24 protein-coding genes, 1 tRNA gene, 1 rRNA gene and 1 pseudogene are annotated in these 21,883 nt (G+C 43.4%); 17 read left to right on the top strand and 10 right to left on the bottom strand.

All coding sequences use genetic code 11. The features are described from left to right. The 3 genes from WQ57_RS23300 to WQ57_RS23290 all read right to left on the bottom strand — a co-directional run. Nucleotides 1-492 (bottom strand): IS3 family transposase (locus WQ57_RS23300; RefSeq protein ID WP_046526038.1); only part of this gene is annotated, 492 nt, incomplete at its 3' end. 59 nt (nucleotides 493-551) lie between these two features. Then, nucleotides 552-980 carry an HTH domain-containing protein gene (locus WQ57_RS26820; RefSeq protein ID WP_046525754.1) on the bottom strand — a complete coding sequence of 143 codons (429 nt, stop codon included), beginning with the start codon at nucleotides 978-980 and terminating at the stop codon, nucleotides 552-554. A 145-nt stretch (nucleotides 981-1,125) separates the two neighbouring features. After that, nucleotides 1,126-2,184: a sulfite oxidase gene (locus tag WQ57_RS23290; protein WP_046526037.1), complete on the bottom strand. Its 1,059-nt coding sequence runs from the start codon at nucleotides 2,182-2,184 to the stop codon at nucleotides 1,126-1,128. Between the two features lie 223 nt (nucleotides 2,185-2,407). Between WQ57_RS23290 and WQ57_RS23285 the strand changes: the two genes are divergently transcribed. After that, nucleotides 2,408-2,481 (top strand) — tRNA-Gly (locus tag WQ57_RS23285). 86 nt (nucleotides 2,482-2,567) lie between these two features. Here WQ57_RS23285 and WQ57_RS23280 read toward each other — a convergent pair. Beyond that, nucleotides 2,568-3,239 (bottom strand): B3/B4 domain-containing protein, encoded by a 672-nt coding sequence (locus WQ57_RS23280; protein ID WP_046526036.1) that lies wholly within the window; start codon nucleotides 3,237-3,239, stop codon nucleotides 2,568-2,570. A gap of 108 nt (nucleotides 3,240-3,347) precedes the next feature. Between WQ57_RS23280 and queG the strand changes: the two genes are divergently transcribed. From queG to WQ57_RS26810, 12 genes and pseudogenes are all read left to right on the top strand, one after another. Further along, on the top strand, nucleotides 3,348-4,499 hold the full coding sequence (gene queG / locus WQ57_RS23275; protein ID WP_046526035.1) for a tRNA epoxyqueuosine(34) reductase QueG: 1,152 nt from the start codon (nucleotides 3,348-3,350) through the stop codon (nucleotides 4,497-4,499). A 150-nt stretch (nucleotides 4,500-4,649) separates the two neighbouring features. Next, a complete protein-coding gene (locus tag WQ57_RS23270; protein WP_046526040.1) occupies nucleotides 4,650-5,546 on the top strand; it encodes an amidase domain-containing protein in 897 nt (298 codons plus the stop codon). Between the two features lie 53 nt (nucleotides 5,547-5,599). Further along, nucleotides 5,600-6,082: a tRNA (uridine(34)/cytosine(34)/5-carboxymethylaminomethyluridine(34)-2'-O)-methyltransferase TrmL gene (gene trmL / locus WQ57_RS23265; protein WP_173427604.1), complete on the top strand. Its 483-nt coding sequence runs from the start codon at nucleotides 5,600-5,602 to the stop codon at nucleotides 6,080-6,082. A gap of 72 nt (nucleotides 6,083-6,154) precedes the next feature. After that, nucleotides 6,155-6,904 carry an oxygen-insensitive NADPH nitroreductase gene (nfsA, locus tag WQ57_RS23260; protein ID WP_046526033.1) on the top strand — a complete coding sequence of 250 codons (750 nt, stop codon included), beginning with the start codon at nucleotides 6,155-6,157 and terminating at the stop codon, nucleotides 6,902-6,904. 331 nt (nucleotides 6,905-7,235) lie between these two features. Then, nucleotides 7,236-9,131: a PrkA family serine protein kinase gene (locus WQ57_RS23255; RefSeq protein ID WP_046526032.1), complete on the top strand. Its 1,896-nt coding sequence runs from the start codon at nucleotides 7,236-7,238 to the stop codon at nucleotides 9,129-9,131. Nucleotides 9,132-9,216: 85 nt separating this feature from the next. Then, nucleotides 9,217-9,393 carry a hypothetical protein gene (locus tag WQ57_RS27080; protein ID WP_173427603.1) on the top strand — a complete coding sequence of 59 codons (177 nt, stop codon included), beginning with the start codon at nucleotides 9,217-9,219 and terminating at the stop codon, nucleotides 9,391-9,393. Between the two features lie 310 nt (nucleotides 9,394-9,703). After that, nucleotides 9,704-10,873, top strand: coding sequence for a sporulation protein YhbH (yhbH, locus tag WQ57_RS23250; RefSeq protein WP_046526031.1), 1,170 nt, complete (start codon nucleotides 9,704-9,706; stop codon nucleotides 10,871-10,873). Nucleotides 10,874-11,046: 173 nt separating this feature from the next. Further along, complete coding sequence (locus tag WQ57_RS23245) at nucleotides 11,047-11,430, top strand: MarR family winged helix-turn-helix transcriptional regulator (RefSeq protein ID WP_046526030.1); 384 nt, start codon at nucleotides 11,047-11,049, stop codon at nucleotides 11,428-11,430. Between the two features lie 232 nt (nucleotides 11,431-11,662). Continuing rightward, nucleotides 11,663-12,271, top strand: coding sequence for a flavin reductase family protein (locus WQ57_RS23240; RefSeq protein ID WP_046526029.1), 609 nt, complete (start codon nucleotides 11,663-11,665; stop codon nucleotides 12,269-12,271). Between the two features lie 39 nt (nucleotides 12,272-12,310). Continuing rightward, a complete protein-coding gene (locus WQ57_RS27380; protein ID WP_277620312.1) occupies nucleotides 12,311-12,442 on the top strand; it encodes a hypothetical protein in 132 nt (43 codons plus the stop codon). 26 nt (nucleotides 12,443-12,468) lie between these two features. Beyond that, nucleotides 12,469-13,416: a ring-cleaving dioxygenase gene (locus WQ57_RS23235; protein ID WP_046526028.1), complete on the top strand. Its 948-nt coding sequence runs from the start codon at nucleotides 12,469-12,471 to the stop codon at nucleotides 13,414-13,416. 101 nt (nucleotides 13,417-13,517) lie between these two features. Beyond that, nucleotides 13,518-13,601, top strand: a pseudogene (locus WQ57_RS26810) (hypothetical protein); the annotation flags it as partial. Nucleotides 13,602-13,765: 164 nt separating this feature from the next. Here WQ57_RS26810 and WQ57_RS23230 read toward each other — a convergent pair. Together WQ57_RS23230 and WQ57_RS23225 are read right to left on the bottom strand one after the other, a co-directional pair. Further along, a complete protein-coding gene (locus tag WQ57_RS23230; RefSeq protein WP_046526027.1) occupies nucleotides 13,766-14,026 on the bottom strand; it encodes a hypothetical protein in 261 nt (86 codons plus the stop codon). A gap of 247 nt (nucleotides 14,027-14,273) precedes the next feature. Continuing rightward, entirely contained in the window at nucleotides 14,274-14,549 is a 276-nt protein-coding gene (locus WQ57_RS23225) for a hypothetical protein (RefSeq protein ID WP_052948857.1), read from the bottom strand. A 316-nt stretch (nucleotides 14,550-14,865) separates the two neighbouring features. Between WQ57_RS23225 and WQ57_RS23220 the strand changes: the two genes are divergently transcribed. Genes WQ57_RS23220 through WQ57_RS23210 form a run of 3 tightly spaced genes read left to right on the top strand, consistent with a single transcriptional unit; the run spans nucleotide 14,866 to nucleotide 17,592 of the window. Continuing rightward, nucleotides 14,866-15,267, top strand: a complete 402-nt coding sequence (locus WQ57_RS23220) for a hypothetical protein (protein ID WP_046526026.1) — start codon at nucleotides 14,866-14,868, stop codon at nucleotides 15,265-15,267. Next, nucleotides 15,260-16,636: a 4Fe-4S binding protein gene (locus tag WQ57_RS23215; RefSeq protein ID WP_046526025.1), complete on the top strand. Its 1,377-nt coding sequence runs from the start codon at nucleotides 15,260-15,262 to the stop codon at nucleotides 16,634-16,636. Before WQ57_RS23220 ends, WQ57_RS23215 begins: the two co-directional genes overlap by 8 nt. 17 nt (nucleotides 16,637-16,653) lie before the next feature. Then, complete coding sequence (locus WQ57_RS23210; RefSeq protein WP_046526024.1) at nucleotides 16,654-17,592, top strand: F510_1955 family glycosylhydrolase; 939 nt, start codon at nucleotides 16,654-16,656, stop codon at nucleotides 17,590-17,592. 145 nt (nucleotides 17,593-17,737) lie between these two features. Here WQ57_RS23210 and WQ57_RS23205 read toward each other — a convergent pair whose 3' ends face one another. The 4 genes from WQ57_RS23205 to WQ57_RS23190 form a co-directional block, all read right to left on the bottom strand. After that, a complete protein-coding gene (locus tag WQ57_RS23205) occupies nucleotides 17,738-18,106 on the bottom strand; it encodes a hypothetical protein (RefSeq protein WP_046526023.1) in 369 nt (122 codons plus the stop codon). A 259-nt stretch (nucleotides 18,107-18,365) separates the two neighbouring features. Beyond that, complete coding sequence (locus WQ57_RS23200) at nucleotides 18,366-19,535, bottom strand: MFS transporter (protein WP_046526022.1); 1,170 nt, start codon at nucleotides 19,533-19,535, stop codon at nucleotides 18,366-18,368. Nucleotides 19,536-19,739: 204 nt separating this feature from the next. Next, nucleotides 19,740-20,933, bottom strand: coding sequence for a chromate transporter (locus WQ57_RS23195; RefSeq protein WP_046526021.1), 1,194 nt, complete (start codon nucleotides 20,931-20,933; stop codon nucleotides 19,740-19,742). A gap of 16 nt (nucleotides 20,934-20,949) precedes the next feature. Continuing rightward, nucleotides 20,950-21,258, bottom strand: coding sequence for a PadR family transcriptional regulator (locus tag WQ57_RS23190; protein ID WP_046525897.1), 309 nt, complete (start codon nucleotides 21,256-21,258; stop codon nucleotides 20,950-20,952). Nucleotides 21,259-21,791: 533 nt separating this feature from the next. On the opposite strand from WQ57_RS23190, the gene WQ57_RS23185 reads away from it, so the two are divergent. Then, nucleotides 21,792-21,883 (top strand): 16S ribosomal RNA (locus WQ57_RS23185); the annotation flags it as partial.

Raw genomic sequence — 21,883 nt, 5'->3', positions numbered from 1 at the left:
AACAATGTCCATCTTAAGATTGGTGGACAGGTGATAAGCGACGATTTCCCTTGTGGATACGTCTTTGACACATGAAAGGTAAGCCGGACGCCCGGATCCGTAGTAAACATAGGTGATGTCTGTAAGGTATACTTTGCCGGGTACATCCTGTCCGAACTCTCTATTGAGTATGTTTGGAAGAGCCTTGTGTTCCTGATTGGCCTTTGCCATTTTCCTATAGGGATTCATCTGCCTGATTTTCGTTACGAGGTTGAATTTCCTCATAATCCGGCGGATCTTCTTATGATTCATTATTACATTTTTATCGTTCTCTAGAATCATCTTAATTACAAGGGTTCCGGCTCTCCCTTTCTTATAATCAAAGATTTCCTTGATTAACTCATAATCCTTCCAATCATTTTCTAGCCTCTCAGCCCTCTTGTGGTCAGCCTTAATCCAGGTGTAATAACCACTTCTACTTACACCAGCCATCTTACATAAGTAGGTAACCATCCGTGGAATCCGATATTTACGAATGATTTGTTCGATAAGCGTGAATTTCTCTGATTTCGTTACTTTCTCTTCTTTGATGCCTGCCTTTCGAGTTCGTCTAACTTTTTTAGGAATTCAAGTTCAGCCTCCAAATACTTAATACGAGCTTCAGCTTTCCTTAGATTGTCTTCAACTGAGACCTCCTCTGAGGTAGGCCTCCCAGTACTTCCTTTTCCTCTTCGTTCTGTAAGGAACCCTTCTTCCCCAAATTGTTTAAAAGTTTTCCTCCACCTCTTCAGGCAGGATCTAGGTTTTTCCGCCCCGATTATTTCGATTTCAAAACCGTTTTCTATAAATATTTGAGAGGGAGCTTTCCCTTCAAGGTTTTCTTTAACGGCCTTAATTTTGAACGCTGGTGTATAAGCAATTGACCTTTCAGAAACATGGTCAACATTCTCATTGTTCTCCAACAGTTTCATTTGATGTTCATTGAATATTATTTTACTCATTTCGTTCCTCCGTCTATATCCCTGATTTGATTATAAACGGGCTAGGTCATTATAGACACAAAAAACCCGAATAACGGGCTTTTTCAAAGCGTCCATTATTCGGGGTATAGTTCATGTGAAAGGGAGCGGATTTTTTATCGAGACCTTATTCAATTTTCACATGGATTTTCGAAACGGCATTATACCCATAGCCTTTCCGATTCCAGTAGGCTTTGAGCGGCTGGGTTCTCCCGGCTGAATCGGTCGCCTTTGACTGGATTGTGTATTCTCCTTTTTTGTCAGCCTTCCAATCATAGGACCAGTTCACCCAGGAGTAGGGAGAATCGGCGTTTTGTTCTGCATTTGCATTCACCCAAGTTTCTCCATTGTCGAAACTTAGCTGAATGCTCGTGATGTTCCCTTCTCCTGTCCAGGCAATTCCTTTAATTTTATATGTCCCTGTGTCCAGAATTGAATAATCAAGAGGCTGTTGAATCGCAGAGTTCACGTTTAACAAAGTGACGGGCTTTTTTCCGATATCGTCCTTTTTACGTGGATAGAATACATAGTCATTTGTCTGGAAGGGCCCTTCAAATGCACCGGGAATCACCTTGATTTTCCGCAGCCATTTTACAGAGGCCATCGCATACCAGTTTGGCACAATGAGCCTGAATGGATAGCCATGCTTGAAGGAAAGAGGCTGGTCATTGTATTTGTAGGCAATCAATGTGTCCGGATGCATCGCTTTCTCCAGCGGAAGGCTCCTTTTAAAAGGAATCACCTTATCTACATCCTCCTTTTTCCCAAAGTCTGCTCCCTCAAAAACGACCTCCTTTGCATTCTGCAGGACACCCGCTCTATCCAGGATGTATCTCAAGGGCACCCCCGTCCATTTGCCCTGGCTGATGGCACCTTCCTCCCATTGTTCGCCATGGACCTTAGGAGAGAAATGGGCGCGTTTGTTTCCCGCACATTCAAGAGGAACCACCAAAGATTTCGCAGGCATGGCCAGCAGGTCATCGAAATGGAGGAAGGTGGGACTTGAAACCAGGCCGCCGATTTGAATCCATAAGCTGGACTGGCTGAGCTCTGGGTAGGAAAAATGGTTGCGCCGGTAAAAGTAATTGGCCGGAGTGCTCAAGCTGCGAAGGAAATGGATGGGTGACTCCTGGTTCTCGGGATGGAGTTTTCTTGTTGTCAGATAAGGTTTGACCTTTCTCATCATTTTAAGCTGCACCTCCCTGCTATATTTTTATTGAACAGATGCCACTCTAGAACAATAAAAAAAGCATAAGGCGGCCTTGCTGTGTGAATTCAAAAAGATATTCTCTTACCCTTTATACTTCGTATCTAAACTTTTTTCGACAAAAAACTACATTTTTATATTGACGAATATAAAAATAGTAGGTATCATAAATTAGGTCAAGGGCATACGACATTATTGAATTGCGGGTGTAGTTTACTGGTAAAACCTCAGCCTTCCAAGCTGATGTAGTGGGTTCGATTCCCATCACCCGCTCCATACATAGCTAACGCAGTATTTCGTTCAAACGAGGAACGAAGTATTGCGTTTTTTTATGCTTTTGGGGCGGGTGTGATGTCGGGAGCTTAGTGGCCGCCCAAAATGGTAAACTCCCCGTCCCCGCCATGAATTTGAAGGAACATATTCATTAGCGAGCTTGTTAGCTTCGTGTTTCTTTCAATACCCAGTGAAGGGCGCAGATAGATGATCTGGAGAGCGTTCCTGGTCTCTTCCGTCACGGCCGTGCGGGTTGAATCAACAAATGGGCTCCCAAACGGGCCGAGGCTGTCGCGGGAAATGATAAGGTTATGGAGGGAGTTTCGCCTCCCGTTCAAGCCTTCATATTCATCGCTTTCCGAACCGATGCCAATCTGGATACCGCCCTCGAGTTTGTCTGCATCATAAATGCCGATTGGCACTTCATACTCCAGAGAGAAAAAGTTATTCACATCGGTGGCGCTATGTACAGTTTGCAAATAGTTCTGCTTCTTGATTCTGCGGTAAAGGGCTTCTGCCGAGTGTCGGTAACGGTTCGGGTCCTTGCCGGCCTTTTTGAAAATCTCGCGCCACTCTCGTATGCCTTCGAAATCGGTAACATTTTTATCATCGAGCTCGAAAAAAATCGATTCCTGAAACAGCTGCAGCCTTCCTTTTAACATTTGCGGTGAGGGGCCAACTTCTATATTGCGATATTGAATGACTCCGGCCGTAAAATCCGGAACCCGTGTGCTTAACTCACTGGAAACTTGAATTTCCATTGTTTCCACCTCCAAAATTCTTATGAATTAGTTTATCATATAACGTATGTGCTTTTAAAAATTATTGTTTTTACTATAGATTACAGTGGGGAAAGGAGAGAGCCGGAAATGGATATCCGCCAATTGCAGGAAGAGGTCATAGCTTACAGCAAAACAATCGGAATCGATAAAATCGGGTTCGCATCGCCTTCGCCATTTACTGAAATGAAGTCAAGGCTCCTACGTCAGCAGGAATTGGGCTACCAATCCGGCTTCGAGGAAAAGGATATTGAAAAACGGGTTCGGCCAGACCTGATTTTCGATCAGCCTCATTCCATTATTGCCATTGCTGTTGCTTACCCTTCCAAAATGAAGGTTAGGGTAGTTAGCAAAAAGGGCCAAAGACGAGGAATCTTTTGCCGGGCATCCTGGGGAGTCGATTATCATCATGTCCTTCGGAACAAGCTGAAAAAGCTGGAAGAGTTTATTTTGTCCAAGGTTCCAGAGGCTAGATTCAAATCGATGGTCGACACTGGCGAATTGGTGGACCGCGCGGTTGCGGAAAGGGCCGGGATTGGCTGGAGCGGTAAAAACTGTTCCATTCTAACTCCAGAATTCGGTTCTTACGTCTATCTGGGCGAAATGATCACCAATCTTCCTTTCATACCGGATGCTCCGATGGAGGACCAGTGCGGCAGCTGTACAAAATGTCTGGATGCCTGTCCAACTGGTGCTCTTGTCCAGGGAGGTCAGCTTGACAGCCAGCGCTGCATTGCATTCCTGACTCAGACAAAAGGGTTTCTGCCTGATGAATTCCGTGACAAGCTCGGCAATCGCCTTTATGGCTGCGATTCCTGCCAGACAGCTTGCCCTGTCAATAAAGGAAAGGATTTTCATTTTCATCCGGAAACCGAGCCTGATCCAGAGGTGGCCAAGCCATTACTAAAACCAATTCTGCATATCAGCAATAAGGATTTTAAAGAGAAATTCGGCCCCGTTTCTGGTTCGTGGAGAGGCAAGAAGCCCATCCAGCGCAATGCGATTCTTGCCCTTGCCCATTTCAAGGATGATTCAGCTGTGCCTGATCTGATAAAGGTAATGCAGGAGGATCCGCGTCCGGTTATCAGAGGAACCGCGGCGTGGTCACTTGGAAAAATAGGGGGAGAAGGAGCAAAAACAGCATTGGAGAATGCACTTGTGCAGGAGAAGGATGAAGATGTATTAGTGGAAGTCAAGAAAGGACTGGACTTTTTCAGAGAATCACAGCCAGCCACAAGATAGAAATAGGTTAGTAAGGTCTTTCATGTTTCGGTGTAAGGCCTTTTTTCTGTTTTAATGGCTGATGGAGTTTCAATCAACAATAAAAAATCTCTCAACCTGTTTTAAAGCCGCACTCCTTTCATACATATGTGGGGAAAGGAGAGATGGATGTTGAGGGAACAATTGCAAAAAAGGCTGGAGCAGAGGCTGAAACAATATGTATCGCATAATAGAAGCATGCTTGATGATAGCGAAGCAATCGAGATGAAGAAGGAGAGCTGCGCGAGGCGCGGGGCTGAAATCGTCAGGGCGAAAGCAGAGGGTAAAATCACGGATGAGAAAAAAGGAAACGCAAGCTCAGAGGTTTATTACAGTGTTCATTTAAAATATTTGATCAAGCAAAAAAATGCTTTCTTCCTTGAGGAAGGGATTGAACATCGAAAGGCCGAGTTTTACAAAGGGATTCTTGTGGGCGATGAAGAGATTGCCCTCTTCGGGCTGGAGCAGGATCCGGATTCAGGCATCGGGGAGATCGAAGGCGATTCCGAAGAGAGAGCACAAAAGGCGAAGCAGATTATGTATCGTTATGACCGCCTCAAAGCTGTTCAGTATGCCGAGAGATGGTGGAATGACTACAATCCTGCCTATAAAAAGTTTGATGTGGATTGCACCAATTATATTTCACAATGCCTGCATGCAGGAGGAGCTCCAATGCGGGGATACCCTCAAAGGGCCAATGGCTGGTGGATGATGAATTCCAATTGGAGCTTCAGCTGGACGGTGGCAAACTCGATGCGCTGGTACCTGCCCAGTTCAAAAAACGGGTTAAGGGCGAAGGAAGTGGCAAGCGCAAGCCAGCTGAAACTGGGGGATGTCATTTGTTATGACTTTCAGGGAGATGGGAGGTTTGACCATACAACCATTGTCACCGCAAAGGATGCAAACGGCATGCCGCTTGTGAATGCCCATACGCATAACAGCCGGAATCGCTACTGGGCATATGAGGACTCGACTGCCTACACCCCCCGGATAAAATACAAATTCTTATCCATTGTGGATGATCAATAAAACGGCTTTAACTTGGCGATAGTGGTATAATAACAACTAGAGTTTTGATAGAGGTGAACATTGTGGCATTGCATATTGTACTATACCAGCCCCTTATTCCGGCCAATACAGGGAACATCGCCAGGACTTGTGCAGGAACAGGTACGACACTGCACTTAATCAGGCCGCTTGGCTTTTCAACTGATGATAAAGCACTCAAGCGGGCCGGGCTTGATTACTGGGAACATGTGAAGGTTGTTTATCACGATTCCCTTGAGGCCTTTTTCGCTGATAATGAGGGCGGCGAATTTTTCTATTTGACCAAGCATGGAAAACAGCCCCATACTGCGTTTGATTACAGCAACAGCGAAAAGGATTATTATTTTATCTTTGGAAAAGAAACAACCGGTCTTCCAATGGAACTGATTCAAGCCAACATGGAGCGATGCCTGCGGATTCCAATGAATGATCATATTCGTTCTTTAAACCTGTCCAACACGGCAGCCATTCTCGTCTATGAAGCGCTTCGCCAGCAGGATTATCCGAATTTGCTGTAAAGGAAAAGGGCCTGTGCTGTTGCTGGCCCTTTTCTTTTGTAATACATATAAAACTTGAAAGGATGGCTAAAATTGAACCAGGTTATTGAAACACTCTTAAATCATCGATCTGTAAGGGATTTTGAGGACAAGCCTTTGACATGGGAGCAGGTTGAAACCATTGTGGCAAGTGCCCAGGCTGCCTCCACTTCAAGTTTTCTGCAAGCTTATTCCATTATAGGGGTGACCGACCGGGAGAAGAAGGAAAAGCTAGCTGAAGTGGTTGGGAATCAGCCTTATGTGGCAAAAAATGGTCACTTTTTTGTTTTTTGTGCGGATTTGCATCGCCACGCTGTCGTTGGCGAAATGGAGAATGTTGATGTAACATCCCCGATTGAGAGTACAGAGAAATTTATGGTCGCAGTAGTCGATGCTTCCCTCGCAGCCCAGAATGCTGCGGCGGCTGCAGAATCAATGGGCTTGGGCATCTGCTATATAGGTGGAGTCAGGAATAACCTGGAAGCCGTTCGGCAAATCCTAAAAACTCCGGACCATGTTTTGCCGGTGTTTGGCATGGCCGTAGGTTACCCTGCCAGCCTGAATGACAGGAAGCCAAGGCTGCCTTTGAGGCATGTTTATATGGAAAACGAATATCAGCAGGATGAGCAGCTATACAAAAAGCAGCTTGAAGAATATAACGAAATTGTTGCCGGATACTATGCAGAAAGAACGGGCGGAAAGCGCCGTGATACATGGACAGGCCAGATGGCTTCCATGTTGGAAAAGAAAGCACGGATGTACATGAAGGAGTTTGTGGCAAAAATAAAGATGAACATCCGCTAAAAAAAAGAGGCTGCCTGCGGGCAGCTTCTTTTCTTTGGTAAATTATTTTTTGTTAATTCCCGGCTTATCATCATAGCCAGCTGTAAAAATGGCCGCCAGAAATGCAACAGAAACACCAATAATCAGTAGCAAATTCATGTTTGGACGCCCCCTTATGTACCTAATTTTACCCATATAAAATTATTATAGCCTAAAGATGTCCCACTGTGAAGAAAAGGCTTTATTTTTATCAGCAACAGTGACCTTGTTTTGAGTTGTTTGCATGTTCGATTTCCTCGCTGCATAGAGTATATTAATCGTCTCTTGATAATCGCTAGACAGGGAGGTCCTTATGGATATTTTAAAGAAAATTGAGATGTATCGCGAGGAAGAGGAGAAGCTTAGATGGGAAGGGACGTTCAGGGAATATCTGGAGATTATAAAGGAACAGCCATGGGTCGCTCAATCAGCACATTCGCGGGTTTATAATATGGTCAAAGACGCAGGGATTGAAGAGGTCAAAGGCAAAAAGAAGTACAGCTTTTTTAATTCCCAGCTGTTTGGTCTTGAAGAACCTCTTGAGAGGCTTGTTGAAGAATATTTCCATCCTGCAGCGAAAAGGCTGGATGTCCGTAAACGGATTTTGCTGTTGATGGGCCCGGTGAGCGGAGGGAAGTCGACTCTGGTCACGATGCTCAAAAGAGGGCTTGAGGCCTATTCATTGACAGACAGGGGAGCGATTTATGCCATTAAAGGCTGCCCAATGCATGAAGATCCGCTTCACTTGATTCCGCATCATCTCCGGAAAGACTTTTACGATGAATACGGCATCCGCATTGAAGGGAATTTGTCTCCGCTTAACATGATGAGGCTTGAAGAGGAGTATGGAGGCAGAATTGAGGATGTTATCGTAGAAAGAATCTTTTTCTCGGAGGATAAGCGTACCGGCATCGGTACCTTCAGTCCGTCTGACCCGAAATCCCAGGATATTGCCGACTTGACAGGAAGCATTGATTTCTCGACGATTGCTGAGTATGGTTCCGAATCCGACCCGCGCGCCTACCGCTTCGATGGGGAGCTGAACAAAGCGAACCGGGGGATGATGGAGTTCCAGGAAATGCTCAAATGTGATGAAAAGTTCCTTTGGCACCTCCTGTCGCTGACGCAGGAAGGAAATTTCAAGGCGGGCCGGTTTGCGCTCATCTCCGCAGATGAGCTTATTGTAGCCCACACGAATGAAACGGAGTACCGGTCATTCATTTCAAATAAAAAGAATGAGGCCCTCCATTCCAGGATCATCGTCATGCCGATTCCTTATAACCTAAAGGTTTCGGATGAAGAAAAAATTTATGACAAAATGATCCGGGAAAGTGATGTGGGCGATGTCCATATCGCCCCGCACACGCTCAGGGTCGCATCCATGTTTACAATCCTGACACGGTTGAAGGAGCCAAAGAAAGGCGATATTGACCTCGTTAAGAAGATGCGCCTATATGATGGAGAAAATGTTGAAGGTTTCAATGCAGCGGATGTCGAGGAACTGAAAAAGGAATACCAGGATGAAGGCATGAGCGGAATAGACCCGCGCTACGTCATCAACCGGATTTCCTCTACCATTATCAGGAAGGATATGCAATCCATCAATGCTTTGGATGTCCTCCGTTCCCTGAAGGAAGGACTCGACCAGCATCCATCCATCACACAGGAGCAGCGTGAAAGGTACCTGAATTTTATTTCAGTAGCCAGGAAAGAGTATGACGACATTGCCAAAAAAGAAGTTCAAAAGGCCTTTGTCTACTCATATGAAGAATCAGCAAAGACCCTTATGGACAATTACCTTGATAATGTTGAGGCCTATTGCAATAAGGCAAAAATGCGAGATCAGCTTACTGGCGAAGAGATTAACCCGGATGAGAAGCTGATGCGTTCGATTGAGGAGCAGATTGGCATTTCGGAAAATGCGAAGAAGGCCTTCCGTGAAGAAATCCTGATCCGCATTTCCGCCTATGCGCGCAAGGGTAAAAGGTTCGACTACAATTCGCATGACCGTCTCAGGGAAGCGATCCAGAAGAAGCTGTTTGCCGACCTGAAGGATGTTGTCAAAATTACAACCTCTACGAAAACGCCGGATGAGACCCAGCTAAAGAAAGTTAATGAAGTCGTTGCGAGACTGATTGACGAGCATGGCTATAACTCTACTTCGGCAAACGAATTGCTCCGCTATGTAGGAAGCCTGTTAAACCGTTAAGAATCATAGGCCTGCCAGTCATTGGCAGGTTCCTTCTGTTTATAAAGTGTTTGTCCAGGGTATAAAATGGCAAGAGGTGATAATAATGGCGAAGAACGACCTGCCAAAAAATCATGTACCTGATAATAGTTCGATGGCTATTAATGAGGAAGAAGTTAAAAACCTGGGCAAGCAAATGGAGCACCGCCGGACAGGGGAAGTGCTAAAAGAGGATTACGATAAGATGCCAGATCCAATTCAATATCAAGAAAAGAAAAAATAACTTCGCGGGCGGCCGCGGAGTTTTTTTTCTATTAATAAACATCCGGTTATAAAGCAGGAGAAATCTGCTATAAAAAATGGGCTTGTCCAATGCTAAAATATGAGGAGGAATTGTCTAAATTATTTGTAAATTATTTTCGTTCTCTGCATAAGATAGAGTAATCACATTCCTAATCTTTTGCATTCCGCATTATTGTATGAAACGACAGTGAATTGTGTGCAAAGGGAAACGCAAAAAACCTTGGTTATCTCTCAGGCACCGAGGCAAAAGGCGTTTGACCCAAATTGAAATTGAACAGGAGGGGTTTAAAATGACCGAAGAAAACAGCGGCCAGTTTGTAATTTCCCAGGAAGATTGGTCCCTCCACCGTAAAGGCCATGATGACCAGCAAAGACATCAGGAAAAAGTCCAGGAAGCAATCAAGAACAATCTTCCTGACCTGATTACTGAAGAGAGCATCGTGATGTCGAACGGCAGGGAGGTTGTAAAGATTCCAATCCGTTCTCTTGATGAATATAAGATCCGTTACAACTATGATAAAAATAAACATGTCGGTCAGGGGAAAGGGGACAGCAAGGTTGGCGATGTTGTAGCCAGGGATGGTTCGGGGCAGCCGGCACCGGGGAAAGGCCAGGGAGCAGGAGACCAGGCTGGTGAGGATTATTATGAAGCAGAAGTTTCAATGTTGGAGCTTGAAGAAGCACTGTTTAAGCAGCTTGAGCTGCCAAACCTGCAGCGAAAGCAAAACCAGGAACATACCGTTGACCATATTGAGTTCAATGACATCCGCAAAACAGGGCTTATGGGCAATATTGATAAGAAGAGGACCATGATGTCTGCCTATAAACGAAATGCGATGACAGGCAAGCCGAGCTTCCATCCTATCTATAAGGAAGACTTAAAGTTCAAAACCTGGAATGAAGTGATCAGGCCAGACTCAAAAGCTGTAGTCCTCGCCATGATGGATACAAGCGGGAGTATGGGCCTTTGGGAAAAGTATATGGCACGAAGCTTCTTTTTCTGGATGACCAGGTTCCTGCGATCCAAATACGAAACAGTTGAAATTGAATTCATTGCCCACCACACCGAGGCAAAAGTTGTTTCCGAGGAAGACTTTTTCTCGAAAGGGGAAAGCGGCGGAACGATTTGTTCATCCGCCTACCGTAAATCACTGGAACTGATCAATACGAAATACGACCCGCAAAAGTTCAACATCTATCCCTTCCACTTCTCGGATGGAGATAACCTGACGTCCGATAACGCCCGCTGCGTCAAGCTTGTTGAAGAACTGATGAAAGTGTCCAATATGTTCGGCTACGGTGAAGTAAATCAGTACAACCGCCATTCAACCTTAATGTCCGCGTATAAAAACGTCAAAGACGAGAAATTCCGCTATTATATCCTCAAGCAAAAAGCCGATGTCTTCCATGCCATGAAGAGCTTCTTCAAGAAGGAGCAAGAAGATAAGATGTTTGCATGAACTAAACAAAACTCGACAGGGAGGGATTGCCTGTCGAGTTTTATCTTTTATATTGTACTTAAAGACCTGCTCTTATTGACAAATTAGGTTCTTTCGTAATACAATATATTCGTAATTCAAGATAAAGGAATTAATAATAATTTAATTTGAGATAAAATAAGGTGGAAACAGGCATGAATAAGGAATTATCTCTAAAATCTTATGTGGTTTTTATGAAGGCAGCCAAATCCGTCCAGGAGAGAAGTAAGCGAGATATAGAATCATATGGGATCAATCCTACGGAATTTATGGTGTTGGAAGTCCTCTATCATAAAGGAAAGCAGACCATTCAACAAAAAGGACAAAAAATCCTGATGACAAGTGGCAGTATGACATATGTGATTGATAAGCTGGAAAAAAAGGGGTTGATCAAACGGGAGAGCTGTCCGGATGACCGGAGGGCTACTCATGTTGTTATAACAGACAAAGGAATTTCATTCATGGATGAAATATTCCCTAAACATGAAAATGTGATTGAGCAAATTTTCGGGGTCTTAGTGAGGAAGAGAAAAAAGTAATGATAGAGCAAAATTAAAAAAATCGGTTGCTCTAATAAGGGGTAAAAACTATAATTTTTTGGTTAAACTTAGGATACTTGACAACTAGTCTTTTATGTAGTGATTTTATCTTGAATTAAAAATACCTTATTTAGAGCTATAACTTGGAACTTTGCACGCAAAAATTCTGTTTAAAGTTGCTCCCGTTTTAAAGTCAAAGAGTTAGACTAAAGCCTGAAAAGAGGTGATTCCTATGTTTTCAATCGACCCAGCGCAAAATACCGAAAGAGAAAATTATAAATTTTTAATTGGAAGCATCATTCCAAGACCTATTGCTTTCGTCACAACGATTTCAAAAGACGGAGTTTTGAACGGGGCGCCATTTAGTTACTTTAATATTGTCACATCCAACCCGCCAATGGTTTCGTTATCCATCCAAAGGTCGGAGGGAAGGCAAAAGGATACAGCAAGAAACATCATAGAAACGAAGGAATTTGTCATCCATATCGTGGACGAACATAATGTTGAAAAAGTTAATAAAACTGCTGCTTCTCTGCCTGCCGATCAAAGTGAAATCGAATTAGCTCAATTAACTCCAATCGCTAGCTCAAAGCTTACTGTACCTGGTGTGATGGAGGCCAAAGTCCGTATGGAGTGTATTTTGGAACACTCTTTAGAACTGGGGGGCACGGATTCCCCTGGGTGTGATTTTATTATAGGCAAAGTCGTTCAATTTCATATTGAGGAAGACATTTATCAAAATGGGAAAATTGATCCAAGAGGACTTGCTGCCGTGAGCCGTTTGGCGGGGACTAATTATGCGAAAATTGGCGAGTTGTTTTCACTTAAAAGGCCAAAGTAAAGATTCTTTATCCATTACGTCAAGTGAGGCTGCGGCCAAATGGCTGGTTATGAACTCGATTTGGCGTTTTTGGCAATGGCTATTTACCTTGCCGTTAATGGAAGTAAATTATTATCTCTAGGTCAATTCATTTTTAAAAAGGATTCAACCAGCTTGACAAGAGCTGCATAAGCCATCACTGAATGGAGGAACCATCTATGTATAAAATTACAGGACATCATCACATTTCAATGATTACCAAAAACGTAAGCCAAAATAATCATTTTTATCGGGATGTGCTTGGTTTGCGCCGTGTGAAAGTAACGGTGAACCAGGATGATCCATCGATGTATCATCTATTTTTCGGAGATAAAACAGGCAGCCCGGGTACCGAACTATCATTTTTTGAAATTCCACTAGTTGGCCATACACACCGTGGTACAAATGCCATTACAAAAATTGGTTTGCTTGTACCGTCGGAAGCAAGCTTATCCTATTGGAAAGCACGATTTGCGGAGCACGGTGTAGATCATGGTGAGGTTACAACGTATGCCAATCATCCGGCCTTACACTTTGAGGATGCTGAAGGTTTACGTATGGTCCTTCTTGTCTCAAATGGTGCAAAAGTAGAACACTGGGAAACTTGGGAAAAATCAGATGTGCCTGCCGAACATCAAATTCAAGGAATGGGTTCTGTGGAAATGACGGTACGAAGGCTTGATAAACTAGCAAGCACACTTACCGGCATGTTTGGCTATGCAGAGGTCAGTCGAAATGATGACGAAGCGATCTTTCAATCAATTCAAGGAGAGGTCTATGGAGAAATCGTCGTGAAATATTTGGACGGTCCTTCTGAAAAACCTGGCCGTGGCAGCATTCACCATTTAGCCATTCGTGTAAAAAGCGATTCAGAGCTGAGCTTTTGGGATGAACAAGTACGAGCACGTGGCTTCCATTCATCCGGCATAGTGGACCGTTTCTATTTTAAGAGCCTATATTTCCGTGAATCAAACGGAATCCTGTTTGAAATTGCGACAGATGGACCTGGGTTTACCGCCGATGGTGATAATATCGAAACACTTGGCGAAAAATTAGTTTTGCCTCCATTTTTAGAGGACCGCAGAGGTGAAATTGAAGAAAAACTTAAGCCAATAGAGGAGTATTAACTTCCTAAAGACAGACAAGTGCTTTTACGCTATGTCAGAACGACAGACTGAAAGTGATACTCATATTCGTTTTGAAGAAGGAATAAGGTGAAAACACGGTTACAGTGATTGATACCGAACAACATAAAGTAATCGATGCGATTGAGGTAGGAAAAGTTCCAAATGGAATCAGCATTATGAAGTAATAAAAAACAAATGGTTCGTCATTAAGGACATTCAATGCGCTAAAAATGAGAAAGGATTGGTATGGGGACCAATCCTTTTTTTGCAGGGAATTTCTTTGTCTTTACAATATGTGGACGATGGCTTAATGCCTAATGGCAAGTGGTGTACTTAAATACATCCTCCATTAGGAATGATTCATCATCGTACCAGAGTTTTCATGATGGTCATTTTTCATCATGCCACCTTTTCCATGACACGCCTCAAACATGTCCTTTTGCTCCTGAGTCGTTAAGTCTGGATGCATTTTTTCAATATGCGGCTTCATCTGGCCAAAGTTAAGCAATCCTTCCCCCTCCCCCTCCCCGTCGGATTGAGCAAATGTTAGGGATCCGGCCCCAAAAAATAATGATCCGCTTATGATTCCTACAATGATTTTTTTCTTCATGTGATCCTCTCCTTTCTTACCTACATGTTACTAAAATTTAATGGAGAAAGAATGAAGGACTTATGCAGAAATTGTGATGTCCATTTTTCTTATTCTTGAAACGAATCGATAAAAGTGTGCTGATTGGATAGCTAACAGGGCACTGGCCAAAAGCCAGTGCCTTGTTTATATGATTCGAGTTGCATCGTTGTAACGCATGTTCCTTCCTTTTGATGAATGGGAAAAACATGTTTATGCTTTTCTATCTTTATTCTTGAGAAAGTTCACTTTCTGTGACCCATTTATGGTTGATGCCTTCCATATGGGCATCCGTAATGGTCGCTTTGCTGCCGACTTCGAATTTAGGGTTTTCTGCTTCCTTCAAGCCTTCCGGGATTTCACCTGATCCCGAATGGTTCATATCGTGCCCGCCGTGTCCACCGCTATTTTGTTCCTGTTCCGGTTCTGTTTCCTCAGCCTGATTTGCATTTTCGGACTCGTTTCCCTGGTCATTAGTGCCGCATGCTGCTAAAAAGAGCGACATTACCAGGGCAAGAAGTAGTAGAATGTTTTTTTTTCATTGTCACTACCTTTACCTCCTAAAATTTTCATCATCCCCATATTACAGTAAAGGTGTGCAGAATTTATGGAGGAGGATTCCACCCGCTCCATCCTTCTCATATTGTTCCCTGAAAATATGAAAATATGCTTGCGGAGACTATTACAAACTTTTGAACACGGGGATCATTTCATCAACAGCCACATTTTCTTCAATTTAAAAGCATCAAATCTGCAAAATTATCCCCTACATTATAACTATTAATAAAAAGAATCATCCTTACTACATTGGAGGCGAAGTGATGTACAACAGGCTATTATTGATTTTTACTCTCGTAATCAGCTTCTCTTTCCCGTTTGATGCTTGGGCCGATGAAGGCCATGGAGAGGAGGAGGACCTAAAGAGAGCAGTAGAAACCTTTAGAAAGGGAGATGTCCCAGAAAACAGCGAAGAGAAACATATGGATTCCCTTCATAAGGAGGGGCATGGAGACAGTCATGGGACTTCATCAGATGAGCAGTCAGATTCTCCCACCCATGAGGACGGGGATGGATCGCACGATGAACAGGGCAGTCACGGTCATGGTGAGGAAATAGTGGAAGAGGGGCCAAATGTGAAAGTTCTAGGTATATTTGGAGCTATTAATTTATCTTTCCTCTTAATCGGCGTTTGGAATAAATGGATCAGAAGGAAAGGTGAGTAACTTGGCGACCCCTGAAAAAAGAATAAGAACCCCTAAAGAACCTTTTAATTTATTGACTATACCTGTCATAAAAAGTTTTATGCAAAGCAAATGGTATCCAGGGATCTTCCAATGGATGGTCATCATTGTCTTTTCCATTATCGTTTTTGAATTGGTGGCCGGAACCGTCAGTCCTCATAGTAATTTTGGAACAACGATGACATGGGTGCTATGGTGGCCCATCATTCCCATCCTTTTCATTGTGGCCGGGCGGTTCTGGTGTGCCATCTGTCCTTTCGGCAAGCTGAGCGATATTGTACGAAAGCTCGTCGGCAGTGAACGACCCATGCCAAAATTTTTAAGAAAATATGGGATTTGGATGATCGACATATTCTTTATTGGAATAACATACAGCGACCATGTCTGGGGAATTGTGGAATCCCCACGGGGTTCGGGGTACCTGCTTCTTGGGCTCGTCACGATGGTGGTCATCACCTCGGTTTATTATGAAAGAAGAACATTTTGCAAGACGCTATGTTTTCTGGGTGGTCTCGCTGGAAACTATTCAAGGTCTGGAGCGCTTGAGTTAAGAGGTACACCGGAAGTATGCAAAACGTGCAGGACGCAAGCATGTTTCAAGGGGAGCGAAAAGGCAGAGGGATGCCCAATGTTCCAGTTTCCAAGAACCATGGATTCAAGTGCAGAGTGCAATATTTGCGGGAACTGTATAAAGAACTGCCCGAATGACTCCATCCGGCTTTCCATGAGGGTCCCGACTAAAGAACTTTGGGGATTGAAGAACCCAAGACTTGAGCATGCCGCGCTTGCTGCCGTTATCATGGGGATTGTATTTGTGCAAAACATCACCATGCTTGAAATTTGGGAAGATATATTAGCAGCAATCGGGCTAGTTACAGGGACATCAAATTACGTAGTTAACTTTACCATCGCCTTTATCATATCCATGGCCTTGCCGATCCTGCTTTTAATTGGAACCGCTAAGCTAGCAAAATATATGGGGATGCTGGAGACAGTCAAAAAGAACTTTATTCGTTTCGGCTACGCCATCATTCCTTTGGATCTTGCAGGGCACTTGGGCCACAATCTTTTCCACATCATCACGGAAGGAAAAGCCATCTGGTTCAATTCACTAGAGTTGTTCGGGATGAGTTCAAAACCTGGTGATTTAAGCCTTGCATCTACGTCAACGGTACAAATGCTACAGTATGCCATTATTCTAATAGGTTTCTTTGGATCGACCTATACGGCTTACAGACTAGGAAAGAAAGCAAGTTTCAAATCGATGATTCCTTTTTATGCCTTTATGGTTCTCCTGGCAGTTATAAATATTTACTTATTCTCACTGCCAATGAATCATCGGGTCCATTAAAGAAAGTGGGGATGAAGATGAAAAGCTTTAAGGTAGTAGCAGGTGTATTAGCATTAGCCATCGTCGCTTCCGGCTGCAGCTCAACAAAGGAAGCAGGCTCTGGAGAAAAAAGGATTGAAAAAGGGTTCAGGGCCGAACACTTGCATGGAATTGCCTATGCGGCTGATGAAACTATTTACATCACTACCCATGAGGGAATGCTGGCAACGCAAAACGGCGGCATGGAGTGGACCATGAAAGGGAATTATGATTTTGATTTTATGGGGTTCAATGTCATGAGTGACGGGAGCATGATTACGAGCGGCCATCCGGGGAAGGCGTCAAGCCTTCTTAATCCGCTCGGAGTAATGGTTAGCGAGAACAATGGGGAAGAGTGGGAGTCGGAGTCACTGCTTGGGAAAGTAGACTTTCATATCCTAACCGCCAATTACAGCAATCCTAGTGTGATTTATGGGATCAATCAAATGGACAGCGGAAATTACAAGACAGGAATCTATAAAAGCATGGACAAAGGGAAGGAATGGGAACGAATTGATTCAGAGGGACTTCCCAATGATTTACATCAAATCTACACGCTGATCTCGTCACCGGATGATGAAAACAGCCTACTGGCAGGAACGTCAAATGGGGTGATGCAGTCATACGATGGAGGGGAAAGCTGGGAGGTTACCGATTCCTCAAGACTCATTACAGCTGTGGGTGTGATTTCTGGGTCTAAGCAATTGGTCAGCTACTCCATTACGAATAGGGAATCAGGGATAATGAGCAGCGGTGATTTTGGGAAAACATGGACTTATCACGGCCTTGACCTTGGAGAGGATGCAGTAGCTTATATTGGAATTCATCCTATCGTCCCCGATAAAATGGTGGTTGCTACATTTGAAAATACCGTTTTGTCATCAAAAGACGGGGGAGGAAAATGGACAACCCTTTTGGACAAGGGGGCGATTCAATAATTTGCGTGAAGGACCCATAGAGGGTATATTGCACCTGGCTCATCTCCAGCCTGCTGCCAGAACGAAGGGAAAAAGCTAAGGATACAGCCATCTTTTTAATTTTGTATTCGGATCAGAGCCGGGAGGTTTTGCCGAAAGGATTGGGTTAGAAAAAATATCTCAAGAATGCCCAGCCTATCACAAGGTATCCCCCTGTAATACCCAATAAATAGGTAACGGTCTTCTTGTTTTCTTTCTTATCCAGCTGCAAATAATCTTCATATGTGATTTCACCTTTGGCAAAACTTAACCCGTTTATGTTGGGTTCTACCTCATATACATTTCCTTTAGAGTCCTTTAAAACTACTTTTGTAATAAGGTCTTGGGAGTCCATTGTTTCCTCGTCTTTCTTGGGCAGGTCAATCCATCTGCCGTCCAGGTACATCACCCTTACCGGTTGATATATAGAGTGGCGACGGATGTTCTCGCTCATTTGGAAAGCTTGTAGCTCAAATGCATTATTCGAAACACACATATTAACCACCTCGTCATTATTATATTAGGCGGATGTTAAAATGTAACTTTTATGTTTGGTGTCACTCCCTATCATTCTTGGGATAACGTCATTCATTTTGGTTCCCACCAGGTTCTATGCCATGAAGCAAAAGAAGATATGATATTTGCTTAACAAAAATCGACAGGCCCATAAGGTCTGTCGATTTTTTGTGGCTTCAAGAGCAAGCTGGCAATGAGGCTTATCATAAAGATGGAACGATTAATTATGCCGAGACCACTCAAATTGCGCTCTTAGCTGCATAAGAAGTCTTTTTCTTGCTGTTAACAGAAATTACTACAGTAATTAATGACATGATAATTAAAATTCCGCCTGCAAATGGATTTACTTCCACAGACAGTGTATCGACGATTCCGGCCCCAATAACGGAACCTCCCGCAACGCCCAAATGAAGGGCAGAATTATTCAAGCTCTGCTGGATCTCCGAGGATTCTGGCGCTGACTCAATCAAATAAGATTGCATCGCCGGTGAAATCGCCCAACTGAGAATACCCCATGCAATAATAATGATGAAAAATATCGGGAAGAGGCCGGTTGTAAATGGCAAAATAAAGAATAAGGAGCTAAAAATGGCTAGCGAAATAACCATTGTTTTCCTTGTGCCTAATAAATCTGCCATTACACCCCCAATTCCTCCGCCGAATACAGCAGCAACACCAAAAATTAAATAAATGATGCTTACCCAATTACCATTAAAGACAGTGGTTGCTTCTAAATAAGGTTTAAAATAGGAGTACATAATAGAATGACCTGTCATATACAGGAATGTTGTCGTCAATCCGAGTGTGATTTTAGGATTTTTAAATGCGGCAAGCTGCTGCCTCAACGGAACTTGAGATTTTGGTTCTATGCGCCCCATAAAAGCATGAACGCCAATAATGGATAATGCCGTCATAACAGTTATAAGGACAAATGGTGCCCGCCAGCCAAAGGAGTTTCCTATTATAAGCCCAAGCGGCACCCCTAATACTAGTGAAGCGCTCACCCCCATGGACACAATTCCGATGGCCCTGCCTTTATACTGATTTCCTGCAAGGCTGGGAGCCATCACTAAGCATAATATGATTAACAGCGCTCCGCTTAAAGCCAATATAATTCTTCCGATAAACAAAACAGAAAAAGTAGGTGAAAATACGGTTACGATACACCCAATGAAAAATACGTACAAGCAGCCTAAAGTTAGTACTTTTCTCTCTATTTTTGCTGTCAAGACTAGCAAAATTGGCGATGCAACAGCGAAAATCAAAGCGAAAACAGTAATCAGCAAACCAGCTTGCCCAATGCTTACATTTAAATCCTCTGCAATCAGGTCTAATATGCCGCTAATGATCAGTTCCACACTACCGATCACAAATGCTATGATCATTAAAAAATATATACGTTTATCCATGTTTTTCTTCCTTCCACATAATATCAAATCGGATTACTGCCTTATTTACTTAAGAATAAAAGTTTAATATATCATAATTGAGAAGGATAGAGAAATTGAAATCAGCAAAAACTTGGTTTGGATAAAAATGAAAAAATAGCTGGAATTCTCCAGCCATTTTTATTTATAACTAATTAGTTCCTTCAACGGTGTTGGTTGGTAATTCTAAATCAAAGTCATGAGGGTCCCACCAACGGCTCCGATGACAACAATCACCCATGGCGGAAGCTTCCAATAAACCAACATGCTAAACAAAAGAGCCGCAAACGCAAAGTCGATGGGCGCTAAAATGGTGCTGGTCCATATCGGATGGTAGAAAGCGGAAATGAGGATCCCCACAACTGCCGCATTCACTCCCATCAATGCGCCTTTGATTTTTGGGTTTTTCCGTAAGGCATCCCAGAAAGGAAGGGTGCCAAGTACGAGCAGGAACGCAGGCAAGAATATGGCGATAGTGGCCAACAGTCCCCCTTGCCACCCATTGATGACAGCGCCCAGGTAGGCAGCAAAGGTAAACAAAGGACCGGGTACGGCCTGTGCTGCTCCGTATCCTGCTAAAAATGCTTCCTCGCTTAACCACCCTGTAGGAACAAATTCCCTCTCGAGTAAAGGTAAGACGACATGCCCCCCGCCGAACACTAATGAACCAGAGCGGTAAAAACTGTCAAACATGGCAATCCAGTTTAAAGAAGTCGCCTCTCTAATGAGCGGCAGGATAATTAGCAACCCAAAGAAGAGAGAGAGGCAAATAGCTCCGAATCTGCGGGAAACAGGGAAATGTAAATGGGCCTCCTCGGATTCCGCATGCTGTTTATAAATAAGATACCCTATAAAGGCTGACACTAATATGACACCAACTTGAGTAAAGGCCGTTTGCCAAAGCAGTGTCACAATCAAGGCAAACAGCGCAAGGGCTTTTCGGTTAAGGTCGGGGGTCAGTTTTTGAGCCATCCCCAATATCGCGTGAGCAACGACCGCTACCGCCACGATCTTCAATCCGTGAATCCAGCCGGCGTCTCCCACATCCAATCCTTGGAGTATCAGTGCGAAGATAATCAGTGCCAACACGGACGGAAGAGTAAATCCAATAAAGGAAACGATCCCGCCGATAACCCCTGCCCGCATGACTCCAATGCCAATGCCGACTTGGCTGCTCGCCGGACCCGGGAGGAATTGGCATAATGCGACTAGATCTGCGTAAGTCTTTTCGTCCAGCCACTTCCTTCTTTGTACATATTCATTGTGGAAGTAACCCAAGTGGGCAACTGGCCCTCCAAAAGAAGTCAGGCCCAGTCTGGTTGAAACTAATAGGATCTCTAAAAGAGCCTTAAAACCACTATTCTCACTATTTTTTTTCATCTTCTTCCCCTTTCTGTCAGTCCCGAATTTCCTTAAAAAGTTCGTAAGCTTTATTCCTTGCTTCACTCAAAATGACGATCCCTTTTTCTGTGGCCGTATAGTATTTTCTGATTTTTCCTTCCACATTTTTTTCTTCTTTTACAAGGAGTCCATCAGCCTCCATTGTGTGAAGGATAGGATATAGGGTACCTGCACTGATGCTGTAGCCATGCTCTTTCAGTTCTTCAAGCATCCAGGCTCCATATATGGGATCTTCTTTTGCATGGTGCAGAATGTGAATTTGAATGAATCCAAGGAATAACTTTCTAAGAACCTTATCCTCCAAATTTCCACCTCCATTTCACGTTCGTCCTATTGTAAGTGGATATTGGCAACCGATATCGAAAATAGGTATTGGTTTTCAATATTGAATTTCGATATCAGTTATCCATTACTATCCTAATATTATCCGCTAAAAGAGGCAAGTACATTTACACAATCTTAATAATGCAAATGATTTAGACTAAAACCTTTCCAGTTTCATCTTAGTGGAATAAATATACATTGTGTATTCGTGTGTGACCATGGTATATTAATTTAGCTGCTAAGCCAGCAAAGATATGCGACTCAAAAAAAGTAATTGACGAGTCATGGGAAAAGTATTATTATTTAAAAGCAGCTCAATCGAGGTTAACATTTCATAAAAAACAGTTGACACGAAAAAGACTGCCTGATATACTATAAAAGTTGTCGCTGAAACAGACAACGATTTGCTCTTTGAAAACTAAACAAACAAGCGTCAACAAACAATAATATCGTGTTTCTTCTATTATATAGAGATTCACGAGCCAACGTTTTATTTTATGAGCTAATCACTCTTTATTGGAGAGTTTGATCCTGGCTCAGGACGAACGCTGGCGGCGTGCCTAATACATGCAAGTCGAGCGGACTTGAGGGAGCTTGCTCCCGAT

It is taken from the genome of Mesobacillus campisalis (assembly GCF_000986785.1).
In the GTDB taxonomy this organism is placed as follows: Bacteria; Bacillota; Bacilli; order Bacillales; family Cytobacillaceae; genus Mesobacillus_B; species Mesobacillus_B campisalis.
This window is presented reverse-complemented; position numbering and strand designations above follow the sequence as displayed.